This is a genomic window from Marinactinospora endophytica (assembly GCF_054780875.1).
This window is the reverse complement of the sequence record NZ_BAAGVM010000003.1, coordinates 296,017-311,328: the sequence shown is the minus strand read 5'-3', so window position 1 is coordinate 311,328 and position 15,312 is coordinate 296,017. Positions and strand designations below refer to the sequence as shown.

The 15,312-nt window shown below is 72.1% G+C and carries 15 protein-coding genes and 1 tRNA gene; 7 read left to right on the top strand and 9 right to left on the bottom strand.

From position 1 onward, the window contains the following. Window positions 1-451 precede the first annotated feature (451 nt). Window positions 452-739, bottom strand: a complete 288-nt coding sequence (rsrA, locus tag ACYVHU_RS08025) for a mycothiol system anti-sigma-R factor (protein ID WP_078762657.1) — start codon at window positions 737-739, stop codon at window positions 452-454. Beyond that, complete coding sequence (locus ACYVHU_RS08020) at window positions 736-1,380, bottom strand: sigma-70 family RNA polymerase sigma factor (RefSeq protein ID WP_078762656.1); 645 nt, start codon at window positions 1,378-1,380, stop codon at window positions 736-738. The genes rsrA and ACYVHU_RS08020 overlap by 4 nt, the downstream gene beginning before the upstream one ends. A gap of 408 nt (window positions 1,381-1,788) precedes the next feature. Here ACYVHU_RS08020 and ACYVHU_RS08015 point away from each other — a divergent pair, with 408 nt between their 5' ends. Beyond that, window positions 1,789-2,622: a class I SAM-dependent methyltransferase gene (locus tag ACYVHU_RS08015; RefSeq protein ID WP_235001061.1), complete on the top strand. Its 834-nt coding sequence runs from the start codon at window positions 1,789-1,791 to the stop codon at window positions 2,620-2,622. A 42-nt stretch (window positions 2,623-2,664) separates the two neighbouring features. On the opposite strand, the gene thiC is transcribed toward ACYVHU_RS08015, so the two are convergent. Then, window positions 2,665-4,329 (bottom strand): phosphomethylpyrimidine synthase ThiC, encoded by a 1,665-nt coding sequence (gene thiC / locus ACYVHU_RS08010; protein ID WP_498947999.1) that lies wholly within the window; start codon window positions 4,327-4,329, stop codon window positions 2,665-2,667. 235 nt (window positions 4,330-4,564) lie between these two features. Further along, window positions 4,565-5,425, bottom strand: coding sequence for an SOS response-associated peptidase (locus ACYVHU_RS08005; protein WP_078762653.1), 861 nt, complete (start codon window positions 5,423-5,425; stop codon window positions 4,565-4,567). A gap of 91 nt (window positions 5,426-5,516) precedes the next feature. Between ACYVHU_RS08005 and ACYVHU_RS08000 the strand changes: the two genes are divergently transcribed. Then, entirely contained in the window at window positions 5,517-6,035 is a 519-nt protein-coding gene (locus ACYVHU_RS08000) for a DoxX family membrane protein (RefSeq protein WP_159457281.1), read from the top strand. Window positions 6,036-6,115: 80 nt separating this feature from the next. Here the strand turns inward: ACYVHU_RS08000 and ACYVHU_RS07995 are convergent, their stop codons facing one another. Then, a complete protein-coding gene (locus ACYVHU_RS07995; protein ID WP_078762651.1) occupies window positions 6,116-6,610 on the bottom strand; it encodes an OsmC family protein in 495 nt (164 codons plus the stop codon). 150 nt (window positions 6,611-6,760) lie between these two features. Here ACYVHU_RS07995 and aroA point away from each other — a divergent pair, with 150 nt between their 5' ends. Beyond that, window positions 6,761-8,035: a 3-phosphoshikimate 1-carboxyvinyltransferase gene (gene aroA, locus ACYVHU_RS07990; RefSeq protein WP_078762650.1), complete on the top strand. Its 1,275-nt coding sequence runs from the start codon at window positions 6,761-6,763 to the stop codon at window positions 8,033-8,035. Beyond that, a complete protein-coding gene (gene rsgA / locus ACYVHU_RS07985) occupies window positions 8,032-9,054 on the top strand; it encodes a ribosome small subunit-dependent GTPase A (RefSeq protein WP_498947996.1) in 1,023 nt (340 codons plus the stop codon). Before aroA ends, rsgA begins: the two co-directional genes overlap by 4 nt. A 61-nt stretch (window positions 9,055-9,115) precedes the next feature. Here the strand turns inward: rsgA and ACYVHU_RS07980 are convergent, their stop codons facing one another. After that, entirely contained in the window at window positions 9,116-10,417 is a 1,302-nt protein-coding gene (locus ACYVHU_RS07980; RefSeq protein ID WP_498947995.1) for a YeeE/YedE family protein, read from the bottom strand. 294 nt (window positions 10,418-10,711) lie between these two features. Further along, a complete protein-coding gene (locus ACYVHU_RS07975; protein ID WP_078762822.1) occupies window positions 10,712-11,419 on the bottom strand; it encodes an HAD family hydrolase in 708 nt (235 codons plus the stop codon). A 178-nt stretch (window positions 11,420-11,597) separates the two neighbouring features. Between ACYVHU_RS07975 and hisN the strand changes: the two genes are divergently transcribed. Together hisN and ACYVHU_RS07965 are read left to right on the top strand one after the other, a co-directional pair. Continuing rightward, on the top strand, window positions 11,598-12,404 hold the full coding sequence (hisN, locus tag ACYVHU_RS07970; RefSeq protein ID WP_078762648.1) for a histidinol-phosphatase: 807 nt from the start codon (window positions 11,598-11,600) through the stop codon (window positions 12,402-12,404). Between the two features lie 93 nt (window positions 12,405-12,497). After that, window positions 12,498-13,016 (top strand): copper resistance protein CopC, encoded by a 519-nt coding sequence (locus tag ACYVHU_RS07965; protein WP_235001042.1) that lies wholly within the window; start codon window positions 12,498-12,500, stop codon window positions 13,014-13,016. A 108-nt stretch (window positions 13,017-13,124) separates the two neighbouring features. Here the strand turns inward: ACYVHU_RS07965 and ACYVHU_RS07960 are convergent. Then, window positions 13,125-13,201, bottom strand: a tRNA-Met gene (locus tag ACYVHU_RS07960). Between the two features lie 95 nt (window positions 13,202-13,296). Beyond that, a complete protein-coding gene (locus ACYVHU_RS07955; RefSeq protein ID WP_078762647.1) occupies window positions 13,297-13,701 on the bottom strand; it encodes a RidA family protein in 405 nt (134 codons plus the stop codon). 235 nt (window positions 13,702-13,936) lie between these two features. Between ACYVHU_RS07955 and ACYVHU_RS07950 the strand changes: the two genes are divergently transcribed. Continuing rightward, entirely contained in the window at window positions 13,937-15,265 is a 1,329-nt protein-coding gene (locus tag ACYVHU_RS07950) for an alanine racemase (RefSeq protein ID WP_078762646.1), read from the top strand. Window positions 15,266-15,312 lie beyond the last annotated feature (47 nt).

Sequence of the window (15,312 nt, the reverse complement as noted above, 5' to 3'; positions counted from 1 at the left end):
ATTGCGATATCCCGAACCATGAGACGGGTGAACGACAGAAAGGCCCGGAAGGATTTCTGGAAAAGCTAAATACGAATGCTATTCGTAATGCCTACGGTCACTCTCCGCAGTCACCACCACCGTACGATTCCTGCGCGATCGCCGGCACACCCGATGATCTTCGACGGACCGCCACCCTCGGCCAACCTTGACGGTCACTCTGGGTAGTCGGGTTCTGACTCTTGCGACACACACGTTTCGTCGCCTCTCAGCCAGGCCGGCACGGGGCCGGACAGGTCGGGCCGGGCGTGTCGCGCCACCGCCGGCATCGCCCACCGACGGTACCAGTGTCCGAAACCCCCGCGCCTGTCCTCCCCGTGTGATCCACCCCGACACACGTCGGCGGCGACCGGATCGCTCCCGGCCGCCGCCGACGTGCCGCGTCCGCGCCCGTCGCGCGGGCGCGCGGCGACTACTCCGCCGCCTGGGTCTCCCGAGCCTCAAGATCGATTCGCGCCGCCTCGATCCGGCTCAGCACCTTGGCCCTCAGGTCCTGCGGCACAGGATCGCAGCCACAGTGCTTGGCCACGAGCTTCTTGACCGCCTCCTCAAGGCCGTACTCCTCCAGGCACGGGCCGCACTCGTCGAGGTGCTCGCGGATCTCCGCGTAGTTGGCCTCTTCGAGCTCGCCGTCGATGTAGGTGTAGACCTTCGCCAGCACCTCGCTACAAGGAGTGGCGTGCGGCTTGCCGCAGCTCATCCCTGGTCCTCCCGTTTCGCCCCGCCGCGTGACGCGCCCATGGACATGGACTCCCTGACCTCGCGGGGGAGGAACCCCCGCTCCGCCGCGTACTCCTCGAGCATCGAGCGCAACTGGCGTCTACCGCGGTGGAGCCGGGACATCACCGTTCCAATGGGCGTGTCCATGATCTCGGCGACCTCCTTGTAGGCGAAGCCCTCGACATCGGCGAGGTACACCGCGATACGGAAGTCTTCGGGGAGCTCCTGGAGGGCGCGCTTGACGTCGCTGTCGGGAAGGTGCTCCAAGGCCTCGGCCTCGGCGGACTTCAGGCCCGACGAGGAGTGCGAGGCGGCCTGCGCGAGCTGCCAGTCCTCGACGTCCTCGGTCCCCGCCTGCTTCGGCTCCCGCTGCTTCTTGCGGTAGGAGTTGATGAACGTGTTCGTCAGGATGCGGTACAGCCAGGCCTTGAGGTTCGTCCCCTGCTTGAACTGGTGGAACGAACCGAACGCCTTGGCGAACGTCTCCTGGACGAGATCTTCGGCGTCGGCCGGGTTACGGGTCATCCGCAACGCGGCCGAGTAGAGCTGGTCCAGGAACGGCATGACGTCCCGTTCGAACCGAGCCCCCCGCTCGTCGATGGTTTCCTGGCCCTGACTCAAGCCCGCCGGCCTCCTCCTGCTGGTGTCCCGTGGGGCAACCGTAGCCACACCATACGATGCGGAGGAGGAGAAGCGCACACCACGACCCGGCGGAGCCCCGGTCAGGGGCTCGTCCAGCAGACATCCTGTTGAACCCGGCATCGACCTGCCTTTGCTCTCGACTCCCGCCCGTCCGCGTGTCCCGGCTTGCTTCGCGACAGCGCGGGCGGTCGGTCCTGAGGTGATGCCGTTGCCAACAACGTCCGCCCCCGCCTGATTCCTGGCGGACGCGATCCGCTCCCAGCGGAACTTTCGTTTTCAGCCGATCCCGCAAGGGGCAGCATGAATAGAGTGAGGAGTGAGACCCTCACGGCAGGCGTTGGGAGAGGAGCGCGCGTGCGACCGTCCTCCAGTTCCGCGGCACATCCGGTGGCGCCCCGGAGAACCGCCAACCCCGTAACCGGACCACCGCCACCCCGTTCCCCGGCCGCCCACTTCGCCACCACGGACTCCCTGTCGGCGTACTGGCAGTTCTACTGGGCGGTGGCCGGCGCCCAGCTCGCGCGGTGGCTTCCTCGCGAACCGGGTCGCATCCTCGACCTGTCCGGCCCCGAGTACCGCGGAGCGCCACGCGCGGTGGCGGCCGGTCACGACGTCGTCACCCTGCTTCCCTCGGTGGAACTGGCGCCCCGGCGCACCCTCACCCTCGTCAACGGCAACGCCGAGACCCCCACCCAGCGCCGTCGTCCTCCCGGCCGGCTGCGTTCCGTGGTCGGCGACTCCACCTTCCTGTCCAGCTTCGCCAGCGGCGTGTTCGACGGCGTGATCGCCGACAACCGGGTGCTCTCCCAGCACCTGGTCACCGAGGCCTCGCTGGCCGAGATCGCCCGGGTCCTGCGGCCGGGCGGGCGGACACTGCTGTGCGTCGACTCCGTCGTGCTCGGCATGGCCCTGCTCGCCGAACAGGACTGCTGGCCTGAGCTGAGCTACGCGCCCTCCGCCGACGTCCTGCTCGTCCCATGGCCGGATGGCACGATCACCCGTTGTTTCACCGCCGAGCAGCTCGCCGAGCTCCTCACCGACGTCGGGCTGGAGCTGGAGTGGGTCCGGCCCCGCACCGTGCTCTCGGCCTCCACGGTCGAGATGGTGATGGACGACGACCCCCGAGCGCTCAACCGGTTGGTCGAGATGGAGCTCAAGGCCGAGGAGGCCGACGACTACGTCGGCGTGCACCTGTTGGCCAGCGCCGTCAAGCCGGGCTGACCCCGGTGGGGGAGGGCGCGCCCCTCCCCCACCGGCGCGCGGTCACTCCGCCATCGGCAGGTGGATACGGCCGCCGCCTTCGGCGAACTCGGCGGCCTTGTCGCGCATCCCCCTCTCGATCGCCTCCACCGTGGTCAATCCGTTCTCCTCGGCGTACTTGCGGACGTCCTGGGTGATGCGCATCGAACAGAACTTCGGTCCGCACATCGAGCAGAAGTGCGCCGTCTTGGCCGGCTCCGCCGGCAACGTCTGGTCGTGGTACCCGCGTGCCGTGTCCGGGTCCAGCGCCAGGTGGAACTGGTCCTGCCAACGGAACTCGAACCGGGCCTTGGACAGCGCGTCGTCCCACTCCTGGGCGCGGGGGTGTCCCTTGGCCAGGTCGGCGGCGTGCGCGGCCAGCTTGTAGGTGATGACCCCGGTCTTGACGTCGTCCCGATCGGGCAGTCCCAGGTGTTCCTTGGGGGTGACGTAGCAGAGCATCGCGGTGCCGTGCCAGGCGATCTGGGCCGCGCCGATGGCCGAGGTGATGTGGTCGTAGCCCGGCGCGACGTCGGTGGCCAGCGGGCCCAGGGTGTAGAACGGCGCCCCGTCGCACAGTTCGCGCGCCAACGCGACGTTCTCCTCGATCTTGTGCATCGGAACGTGTCCCGGCCCCTCGATCATCACCTGGACGTCGTGGGCCCGGGCGATCGCCGTGAGCTCGCCCAGCGTGCGCAACTCGGCGAACTGCGCCTCGTCGTTGGCGTCGGCGATGGAGCCGGGCCGCAGGCCGTCACCGAGGGAGAAGGTGACGTCGTAGGAGCGCAGGATCTCGCAGAGCTCGGCGAAGTGGGTGTAGAGGAAGTTCTCCCGATGGTGGGCCAGGCACCAGGCCGCCATGATCGACCCGCCCCGCGAGACGATCCCCGTGACCCGCCGGGCCGTCAGGGGGACATAACGCAGGAGCACGCCCGCGTGCACCGTCATGTAGTCGACCCCTTGCTCGGCCTGCTCGATGACGGTGTCCCGGTAGAGCTCCCAGGACAGCTTCGCGGGGTCGCCGCCGGCCTTCTCCAACGCCTCGTAGATGGGCACGGTGCCGATGGGGACCGGGGAGTTGCGCAGGATCCACTCGCGTGTCTCGTGGATGCGCCGTCCCGTGGACAGGTCCATGACCGTGTCGGCCCCCCAGCGGGTCGCCCACACCATCTTCTCGACCTCCTCGGCCACCGAGGAGGTGACCGCGGAGTTCCCGATGTTGGCGTTGACCTTCACCAGGAAGCGCGAGCCGATGACCATCGGCTCGCTCTCGGGGTGGCACCGGCTGGCGGGCAGGACCGCCCGGCCGGCCGCGATCTCCTCGCGGACCAGCTCCGGGTCCACCCCCTCCCTCGCGGCGGCGAAACGCATCTCGGGGGTGATGGTCCCCGCCTTGGCGTAGGCCACCTGGGTGACGGCCCCGCCGATCGGCTTCCGCTCGGCGATCCAGTCCCGCCGGATCGGCGGCAGCCCCCTGGCCGGGTCGATCGGCACATCGGGGTCGGTGTAGGGGCCTGAGGTGTCGTAGAGGTCGACGTGGGTGCCGTCGGACAGCTCGACGCGACGCTGCGGAACGCGCAGGACGCGTGCGGACGAGGGGTCGGAGATCTCCAGGTGGACCTTGCGCGAGCCCGTGATGGGGCCTGTCGTGATGCCGGGCCGGACGTCCCGGCCCTCAAGCGCCGTCATGGCGCGCCTCCCTACGTCGGAATTACCCGAACAGGTTCTGCGGTCGGCGGCACCGGCCCCTCGGGGGTCCAGCCGCCCTCTCAGCCCGCCAAGGCGCGAGCTCCCGCGTTCTCTTCTTGTTCACACGCCGTCGTCACGACGTGCCGTGCCCGAACGGGCACGCACAGCCACGTGGCGCGGCCACATTACCCTGGAAGGCCGCACCCGATCCAGCCCTCCGGGGTGACGGACGTCCTTAGAACAGGGTCTCGGTGCCCGGTTCCGGCCCGTCGGGGACCGGTTCCAGCAGGCGCGCCCCGTTGTTGCGGATGCTGTTCACCGCGGTGTCCACCCGGTGGACCTCGAAGCGTGAGACCGGGGTCGTGTCGAGCACGTACCGCAGGTCGGCGGCGTCCGTGGCCGGATCCAGCCAGGTGCCCCACTCGTCCTCGGGCACCACCACCGGCATGCGCTCATGGATGTGGGCGAGCTCCGGTGCCGCCTCGGTGGTGATGACGGCGCAGCTCCACAACCAGGCGGCGGGGTCCTCCTCGGGAAGCGAGGGGTCGCGCCACCGCTCGAAGACGCCGGCCAGCGCCAGGGGGGAGCCGTCGGCGTAGCGCACCGCGTAGGGGCGCTTGCGCGACTTGGACTTGCGGGAGCGGTGCTCGGGGTCGGTGGCCGGCGAGGTGCCGGGCTCGGCCGTCCCGGGGGCCGCGTCGGGCAGGAGCTGCCACTCGTAGTAGGCGTCGGCCGGCAGCAGGCAACGCCGACGGGCGAAGGCCGCCCGGTAGGCGGGCTTCTCGGCGACGGTCTCGCCTCGGGCGTTGATCATCTTGTAGCCGACGTTGGGGTCCTTCGCCCAGGAGGGGACGAGCCCCCACCTCAGGGTGCTCAGATGCCGTGGACCCGCGGGCGCGGGGTCGGGCCGGCCGGGCGGCGGACCGAGCACCGCGTAGACGCGCTTGCCCGGGGAGACGTTGTAGTCGGGCTCCAGCTCCTCCAGGGGCGGCCAGGATCGAGGGTCCCCGGCCACGGCGGGCTCGGCCTCCTCCGCGAGCCCGAACGCCTGGCGGATCTCGTCCATGCCGCGCCCCAGCGCGTAACGACCGCACATGCGTCCAGCTTAGAGGGGATCGCGGTGGCTCGCCCCGAATCGCCGGCCGTTCCGGTGGATGTTCCCCCGCCGGCCGGGTAGGCGCAGGGCCATGGGAGTTCTACGCAAACAGGTCCGCCGACTGCTCTCCGCCCCGTTCCTGTTGGACGGCGTGGAGACCCTCCGTGATCCGGCACCCCGCGCCAAGGAGCTCGCACCCACCGTGCACCGGCTCGCCCAGCGCTACTCCTGGCTGCCGGACGACCCCGAACTGCTGGTGCGCGCCCAGGGAGCCACCGCGCTCGCCGGGGGCGCCCTCCTGGTGACCGGGAAGGCCGGCCGGCTGGGATGCCTGCTCCTGGCCGTCCAGTCCGTACCGACCCTGTACGCCCGCTACCGGGGGTTCAGGGACGGCGACCCCGCCGAGCAGGGCCGGGCCAGGGCCGACGCCGTCAAGGACGTCAGCCTGTTCAGCGCCCTGCTCCTGGTCGCCACCGAACCGAAGAAGCGCCCCTCCCACCTCCGCTGGGAGGCCGAGCACATGGCGCGACGGGCCCGCCACACGGGCGCGCGGACCCGTCGACGGGTCGAGCGCAAGGCGCGCTCCACCGTGGGCCGGCTCGGCCGCTGACCGGACCCGCCGGCTCGGTCGTCCTCCCCACGCGCGCCGCTCCCTTCCCCAGCGCGCTCGCCGGCCGGATCCGGGCGCTCCTAGCCCTCGGACCGGTCCGCGACGCGGATCCGCGGCTCGTGGTGGACCGGGAAGGCGACCGAGTTGGCGATGAAGCACGCCCGGTGGGCGCGTTCGTGCAGCCGTTCGGCCTCCTCCGACATCGCGGGGTCGGCGATGGTGACCACCGGGTGCAGCGTCACCTCGGTGAAGCTTCCCGACCCGTCGGCGTGGGTGACCATGGTGGCGGTGGCGGCGTCCTCGTAGGCGACCACGTCGACCTTCGCGCCGACCGCCAGGGCCAGGTAGGACAGCATGTGGCATTGGGCGAGGGCGGCGACGAGCAGTTCCTCGGGGTTCCACCGGGTGGCGTCTCCCCGAAACGACGGGTCGGCCGACCCCTGGAGGACCGGCTTGCCGGGGGCCTCCACGTCGTGGGCGCGTTCGTACCCGCGGTAGGACCTCGTCCCTGACCCCGTGTTGCCGGTCCAGCGCACGCGGACGTCGTAGTGGTGTTCCTTCGAAGTCGTGGCCATCTGGCCCTCCTCTGCGTCCTTGGGCGGCGAGAGTCCCCAGCATCGCAGGACCTCGTCCGGCGGGGGCATCCGGCCGGACGGTGGGCGCGGCGGGGTCCCCGCACGCGCGCGACCGCCCCTCGCCCCGATCACGACGGCTAACCTTTGACCATGCCCAACTCCGCACCGCTTTGGCCCGCGCCCACCGCCGCCGGCCCCGTGGACGCCACGGTGAGCCTGCCCGGTTCCAAGTCCATGACCAACCGCGCGCTCGTCCTGGCGGCGCTGTCGGAGACCCCCGGGGTGGTGCGCCGGCCGCTCCGCAGCCGCGACACCGAGCTCATGGCCGCGGCGCTCCGGTCGCTGGGGATCGGCGTGGTCGAGTCGGGCGCCGACTGGGCGGTCACCCCGGCCCCGCCCCGCGGTCCCGCCTCGGTGGACGTCGGCAACGCCGGCACGGTCATGCGGTTCGTCCCGCCGCTGGCCGCCCTGGCCGACGGCGACGTCTCCTTCGACGGCGACCCCCGCGCGCGGGAGCGGCCGGTCGGCCCGTTGCTCGAGGCGCTGCGCTCGTTGGGGGCCGACATCGACGACGGCGGCCGCGGCGCCCTGCCGCTCGTCATCCGCGGGCGGGGGCGGCTTCGCGGCGGCTCGGTCACTCTGGACGCCTCGGGCTCCTCGCAGTTCGTCTCGGCCCTGCTGCTCAGCGGTCCCCGCTTCGCCGAGGGGGTCGAGGTCCGGCACGAGGGCGGCCCGTTGCCGTCGCGCCCCCACCTGGACATGACCGTGGAGATGTTGCGGGCCGCCGGCGTGCGGGTCGACACCTCCCGGCCCGACACCTGGCGGGTGGCCCCCGGTCCGATCAAGGCCGACGAGTTCGTGGTCGAACCGGACCTTTCCAACGCCGCCCCCTTCCTCGCCGCCGCGTTGGTCACCGGTGGCCGGGTGACGGTACGCGACTGGCCGCGGCACACCACACAGCCCGGTGACGCCCTACGCGACCTGTTCGCCTCGATGGGCGGCGAGGTGACGCTGGAGGCCGACGGGCTCACCCTGCGCGGCACCGGGCGGATCCGGGGCATCGACGCCGACCTTCGCGCCGTGGGCGAGCTCACCCCGACGATCGCCGCGGTGGCCGCCCTGGCCGACACGCCGTCGCGCCTCACCGGGATCTCCCACCTGCGCCGACACGAGACCGACCGGATCGCCGCCCTCGTACGCGAGATCAACGCGCTGGGCGGCGACGCCGAGGAGCTCGCCGACGGCCTGGTCATCCGGCCGCGGCCCCTGCGCGGCGGGGTGTTCGCCAGCTACGACGACCACCGGATGGCCACCTCCGGCGCCGTCATCGGGCTCGCGGTGCCCGGGGTGGAGGTGGAGGACATCGCCACCACCGGCAAGACGCTGCCCGACTTCCCCGAGCTGTGGTCGCGGGTGGTGGCGTGAGGGCGGGGTCCGGACGGGGCAGGCCCGACCTCGACGAGGACGACATCCGGGTGCGGGCGCGCGGCGGTTCGCGTCCACGCACCCGCAAGCGTCCCCGGCACGAGGACGCCCAAGAGGGGTTCGTGACCGCGGTCGACCGGGGGCGCTACCGCTGCCTGGTCAACGGCCGCTCGGTCGTCGCCATGAAGGCGCGCGAGTTGGGCCGGGGCTCCATCGTCGTGGGAGACCGGGTGGCCCTGGTCGGCGACCTGTCGGGCCGGCCCGACACCCTGGCGCGCGTGGTGCGCGTCGAGGAGCGTTCCTCGGTGCTGCGGCGCACCGCCGACGACACCGATCCGGTCGAGCGCGTCATCGTGGCCAACGCCGACCGGTTGGTGATCGTCTGCGCGCTGGCCGACCCCGACCCCCAGCCCCGTTTCATCGACCGCTGCCTGGTCGCCGCCTATGACGCCGGGTTGGAGCCGCTGTTGTGCCTGACCAAGGCCGACCTGGCCGACCCCGACGAGCTGCTGGCGCTCTACTCGGCGCTGGACCTCCCCCACGTGGTGACGCGGCGCGACGGCGACCTGTCCCCCCTGCTCGACCACCTGCGCGGCCGGATCAGCGTGCTGATCGGCTCCTCCGGCGTGGGCAAGTCGACGTTGGTGAACCTGCTGGTCCCCGAGGCCGACCGGGCGGTGGGCCACGTCAACCCGGTGACCGGCCGGGGCCGGCACACCTCGACGTCGGCGGTCGCGCTGCCGATCGAGGGGGGCTGGATCATCGACACCCCGGGGGTGCGCAGCTTCGGCCTGGCCCACGTCGAACCCGACGACGTGGTGGCCGGCTTCCCCGACCTCGCCGACGCCGTCGACGAGTGCCCGCCGGGCTGTACCCATCTGGGCGACGGGTGCGCGCTGGACGCCTGGGTCGACGAGGGGCGGGTCGAGGCGGCGCGGGTCGTCTCGCTGCGCCGCCTGCTGGCCGGCCGCGAGGGCGAGGACGCCGCGGCCGACGGCGCGGGCCGGGCCCGCTCCTGAACGGTCCGGGGCGACACCCCCTCCGGCCGCCACACGCCGGCGGGCCGGAGGGGACAGCGGGTCAGCAGGCGCCGTCGCCCGGCTTGGGGTTGGACAGCCCGAAGAGCAGGCGGGCCTTGAGCCCGATCCAGGTGCCGAGGAGGGCGACCACCGCCCACAGCCAGCCGTGCAGGCTCCCCGAGGCGATGCCGGCCAGGTAGGCGCCGATGTTGCAGCCGCCCGCGAGCCGGGCGCCGATGCCCATCAGGACACCGCCCACCAGGCCCGCGGCCACGACGTTCCACGGGACGCGGCTGTACAGCCGCCACGAGCCGGCCGCCGCGGCGGCGACCGCCGCGCCGAGGATGATGCCGATGTCGGTGAGGCTCGTCTTGTCCGCCAGGATCGGGCCGGCGAGCTGCTGGGCCTGCGCCGGCTGCTGCCAGAACGCCCAGTTCTGCGGTTCGGCGCCGAGCAGCTGGAGGAACTTGGCGCCCCACAGGTTGAACGCGCTGGTCACCCCCCACGCGCCGCCGGACACCAGGAGCACGCCGGCGCCCAGCAGGGCGAGCACGACCGCGCCGGCCAGCAGGGGCCAGGAGCCCCGCAGGATCCGGGCCGGGCCGGTGGTGGTGGGCACCGGGGCGACGGGCGGCGGGGTGCGCCGCCTTTGCACCAGTCGGGTGAGGAGGACGACCACGAGCAACGCGGCGATGGTCACCGCCCAGGAGCCGAACCAGCCGATGTGGTCGGAGATCAGGAAGGGCGGCAGGGCCGGCAGGTCGTTGACCGACTCCCACATGCGGCTGTAGATCACCGAGCCGACGATGAAGCCGAGCAGCGTCGGCAGCACCGAGGTCTGTCCCGACCCGACGACGTAGAGCGTTCCCGAGGCGCAGGCTCCCCCGAGCTGCATGCCGATGCCGAAGAGAAGCCCGCCGAGCAGCAGCGCGACGCCCAGCGGGCCCGCCGACGGGGTGGGCTGGGCACCGAACAGACCGGTCCCGGTGCCGATGATCAGGGCGAACAGGGTCGCGGTGGTGCCCAGCAGGAGGGCGTGGGCGCGCAGACCGGTTCCGTTGCCCACGGCGATGAACTGCCGCCAGGCCGAGGTGAAACCGAACCTGGCGTGGAAGAGGGCGACACCCAGGCCCCCGCCGAGGAGCAGGAGCAGTCCCTGACGGGTGCCATAGGCCGTCCACACGTAGGCGGTGAGCGCGGCCAGCCCCACCAGCACCACGGCCAGGGGGAGACGTCGAACGGGGTCGAGCCCCGGGGCCGCGGGCGGCGGGACGGACAAGACGTTGTGGAAGAGGAGACGGGAGACGGGCGATCGGTCCCGTTCCGGGGCAGGCGAGAGCGGAGGAGTGGCCGAGGTGGTCACGGATGGATCTCCAAGGAGAGGCGGAGGGCCGCGACGGCGGCCCTCCACAAGCCGGTTTTCGCTGAGGAGGGCGGCTACGCTTCAGCGTTCGCCAAGGCCGAAGGGACGACACAGCGCGTCGTCGGTACTCGTCAGCGACATGGAGATCAGGACCATGCGCAGATCAGCGGTGGGACCGGACATGATCCACCAGAATACGTCACGCCGTTCCCGGCCCCTCCCCCGGCATCGGGTGCCGCGGTCCGGTCCGGTGGAACCGGGGTGGGGACGGCGCGCGGATCGGCGGCGGCGCCGTCAGGGATCGATGACGGCGCCGCCGCGCACGCCGAGCTCGTCGAGGTGTTCCAGCATGTCCAAGGGGTCGCGGTACACCCGGTAGGCGCCGGCGCGCTCCAGCTCCTCGCGCCCGTACCCTCCCGACATCAGGCCCACCCCCAACGCGCCGGCCCGCCGCGCGGCCAGCAGGTCCCACACGCTGTCGCCGACGACCATCGTCGCCGAGGGGTGCACGCCCAGCCGGCGCGCGGCGGCGAGGAACAGGTCGGGGTCCGGTTTGGCGTGGCGGACGAGATCGCGGGTGACCATGGGGGTGTCCTCGGGCAGTCCGAGCAGGCCGAGGGCGCGCCCCGCGGTCGCGCGGCGTCCGCTGGTGGCGATCGCCCACCTGATGCCGCGTTCGGAGAGCGTGGCCAGCAGGTCGGCCGCGCCGGGCAGCGGACGCACCGACCCGTGCTGGCGCAGGTATTCGCGCGCGTGCGCCTTCTGGAGCCGCTCGGCCTGCTCCGCGGTGAGGTCGACGCCGGTCTCGCGTATCAGCGCCGAGACGAACAGTCCTCCGCTCATGCCGATCCTGCGGTGGATGCGCCACACCGCCAGGTCGATCTCCATCTCCGCCAGGGCGTTGCGCCAGGCGATGACGTGCTGGTAGACGCTGTCGATGAGGGTCCCGTCGAGGTCGAACAGGAACGCCGGCGGCTCGGTGAGGGGGGAGGGGTCCTCCATGATCTCGTTCACGGCTCCCCAGTCTCCTCAACGCGGGCCGCGAAGCGGAACACCGCCCGCGGCGTGGCGCCGCCCCGGCCGGTTCACGGCCTCGGACGGCCACGGGAGGCGACCGGTTCGATCCCGCCCACGCGGACCTGCGGACACGCGGCCGCGGGGAACGGTAGCGTTACCGGCCATGGCGGCCTTTGACGATGACCTGCGTCTCGCCCACGTCCTCGCTGACGCGGCCGACGACATCTCTTTGAAGCACTTCCGTTCCCTCGACCTCAAGGTGGACACCAAACCCGACCTCACCCCGGTGACCGAGGCCGACCGCTCGGTGGAGGAGGCGCTGCGCGGCGTGCTGTCGCGGGCCCGGCCAAGGGACGCGGTGGTCGGTGAGGAGTACGGCCGTACCGGATCGGCGTCCCGCTGCTGGGTGATCGACCCGATCGATGGCACGAAGAACTACGTGCGCGGTGTCCCGGTGTGGGCCACCCTCATCGCGCTGTTGGAAGGGGACCGCCCGGTCGTCGGGCTGGTGTCGGCGCCGGCGTTGAACCGCCGCTGGTGGGCGGCCCGGGACGGCGGGGCCTGGAGCGGGCGCAGCCTGGCCAAGGCGACACGCTGCCGCGTCTCGCAGGTGGCGCGGATCGAGGACGCGTCCCTGTCCTACTCGTCGCTGACGGGATGGGAGGAGCAGCAGCGCCTGGAGTCCTTCCTCGGCCTGACCCGCTCGGTGTGGCGTACGCGCGCCTACGGCGACTTCTGGTCGCACGTGATGGTGGCCGAGGGGGTGGTCGACATCTCCGCCGAACCGGAGCTGTCGCTGTGGGACGCCGCGCCGCTGCCCGTGATCCTGGAGGAGGCCGGAGGGCGCGCCACCGATCTGCGCGGCCGGGACTTCACCGATGGCGGCGCCCTGGTGTGCAGCAACGGCGCCCTGCACGACGCGGCGCTCACCCACCTCAACGGCGGCCCCACACCGGTACGCCTGCTCTGAGGGGCGCCCGAACCGGGACGGACCCGTGTGCCTTCGGCGGCTCCGTCCCGGTTCGGGTCGGTCGAGGGGCGAGCGCGTAGTAATCTGCCGCTCGTGCCTGCCCTCCCCTCTTCCTCACATCTGGCGCGCCTTCTACCGCTCGCCGCCGGCGTGCTGCTGCTGACTGGCTGCGCGAACGCCGACAATCCGACGACCGAGGAACTGGAGGCGATGATCGCGCCCAGTTCCTCCGCCTCCGTCTCACCCGAACCCGCGGACGAGACGCTGCGGTTCAACGCCGAGACGATGAGCTGCGAACCCCGTAAGAACAGCGCCGCCCCTGGCGCGTGGGAGACCGCGGCCCCGCGCACGGAGGTCTCCGAGGCGCCCGCGAACCTTCGGCTGCGTGACGCCGAGGGGACCGGTGAGCGTCTGTTGACCGCCCTGGTGGTGGCCCCTTCGGGAGACACCTACCGCGCCCAGACCCAGACCACCGGGACCGACTGGGCCGAGGTGGCCTTCCCCGCGGACTTCGAATCCGCCCCTGAGACCCCCGCCTCCGGCGTGTACACCGTGGTGTGGACGGCCGAGGAGGAGGCCTTCGTCTCCTGCGACGGCTTCCAGGTGGCCTGAGGCGGCCCCGTCGCTCAAGCGGCGCCCCACCCAGGGGCGTCGCGCTCATCGGGGGGGCGCGGACAGAGACGAGGGCCCGGGACTCGATGAGTCCCGGGCCCTCGTTCGTGGTAGCGGGGACAGGATTTGAACCTGCGACCTCTGGGTTATGAGCCCAGCGAGCTACCGAACTGCTCCACCCCGCGTCGGTGTTCCACCACAGTAGCGCGTCATCGTCCCCCGACCAAATCGACGATAGGGCGCGGGGCCGGACGGAGGCGTCCGGCCCCGCGGCCGGCCGCTAGTCGACGACGGCCAGCGCGTCGATCTCGACGAGCATCTCCTCGCGGGGCAGCCCGGTGAAGACGGTCGTGCGCGAGGGCAGCACCCCGTCGGTGACGCGCGAGGAGACGAACTCCCCGTAGGCCTCGTTCATCTCGCCGAAGTGGGCCCGCTCGGTCAGGTAGACGCGGAACATGACGACGTCGTTCAGCGAGGCCCCGCCGGCCTCCAGGATCGCGGCGATGTTCTCCAGGGTGCGCAGCGTCTGGGCCTTGACGTCACCGGGGTGGACGTAGGCGTTGGTGACCGGGTCGACCGGCCCCTGGCCGGAGACCTGGAGGATCGGGCCCTTGCGAACCCCCTGGGAGAAGGTGTGCGCCGGCGCGGGGGCCGCCTCGGTCCGGATCGCTTCCTTGCCGCTCATCGCGTTCTTCCCTTTCCACGGTGACATCGGCTCCGACCCGGAGAGGCAGGGGCGGATGTCACCCGTTTTTCGTCCGCCGTTCGCCGTTGACTCGGCATTTCGCCCATGCTAGAACGAGTTCAACATCATATGCAATGCACGTTGCATATGTTGCAACGCACTCCAGTGCGTCCGCCTCATCGCAGCCGCTCGGTCCGGCCCAACCTGACGAGCCGGCCCAGGAGAAAGGCCGAGCATGCCGATCACTCCCTCCGCCCACCTGCGCGACGACACCGTCGCGGCCCTTTCCACGCGGGTCCTCGGCCCCCACGACAAGGGCCTGCCGCCCGCCGCCTGGGGGCTGACCGTCCAGGAGTACCTGGCCACCCGACCGCGCCGGTCGCACCTGCCGACACCGCTGCTCACCCTGTCGGAGGCGGCGCTGGAGCACAACATCGCCACCATGGCCTCCTGGTGTCACGAGCGCGGCGTGGACCTCGCCCCCCACGGCAAGACCACGATGGCCCCCGAACTGTGGCAACGCCAGCTCGCGGCCGGGGCCTGGGCGATCACCGTCGCCAACGGGGCGCAGCTGTTCGTCGCCCGCTCCTTCGGGGTGTCCCGCGTGCAGGTCGCCAACGCGGTGCTGTCCCCGCTGACGCTGCGCTGGCTCGCCGCCGAACTCGCCGCCGACCCCGATTTCACCGTCCTCACCTGGGCCGATTCCGTCCGCATCGTCGAGCTGATGAGTGCCGCGCTGGCCATGGAGCAGGTTCCACGGCCGCTGCCGGTCCTCGTCGAGGTCGGCGGAACCGGAGGCCGTACCGGGGCCCGTACCCTGGAGGAGGCGCTGGACATCGCCGCGGCCATCGCCGCCTCCCCCGTGCTCTCCCTCGCCGGGGTCAGCGGCTACGAGGGCGCGCTCGCCCACGGCACGGCCCCCGAGGACCTGGAGCGCGTGCGCGACTACCTCGGCACGCTCGCGACCGCCCACCACCGCATCCGCGCCGCCGGACACTACCCCGAGGACGCCGTTCCCGTGCTCACCGCGGGCGGCAGCTCCTACTTCGACCTCGTCACCGAGGTCCTGGCCCCGCTCCACGACCCGCAGGGCCGGACCGGCGAACCCGCGCGGGTGGTCCTGCGCTCGGGCGCCTACATCGCCCACGACGACGGCTTCTACCGGACGATGACCCCGTTCCGGCGGACGGGCGACGCCACCCTGCGCTCCGCGATGCACGGCTGGGCCCGCGTCTCCTCCCTCCCCGAGCCGGGCCTCGCCCTGTTCGACGCCGGGAAGCGGGACGTGCCCTTCGACGAGGGGCTCCCCGAGGTGCACTACATCCACCGGGACGGGGGTCTCCTCCCCGCCCCCGAGGGCCTGTCCGTCACCGCGGTCAACGACCAGCACGGTTTCCTGCGCTGGTCCGACCGCTCCGCTCCGCCCGTCCGGATCGGTGACGAGCTTCGCCTGGGCCTGTCCCACCCCTGCACCGCCTTCGACAAGTGGGGGCTCATCCCCGTCGTCGACGACGCCGACTCCGCGGACCCGCTCGTCGTGGGGCTCGTGCGCACCTTCTTCTAGCCGCCGTCCCCGGCCCCACTCCTCTTGGGCCGGGGACGGTCACCCGA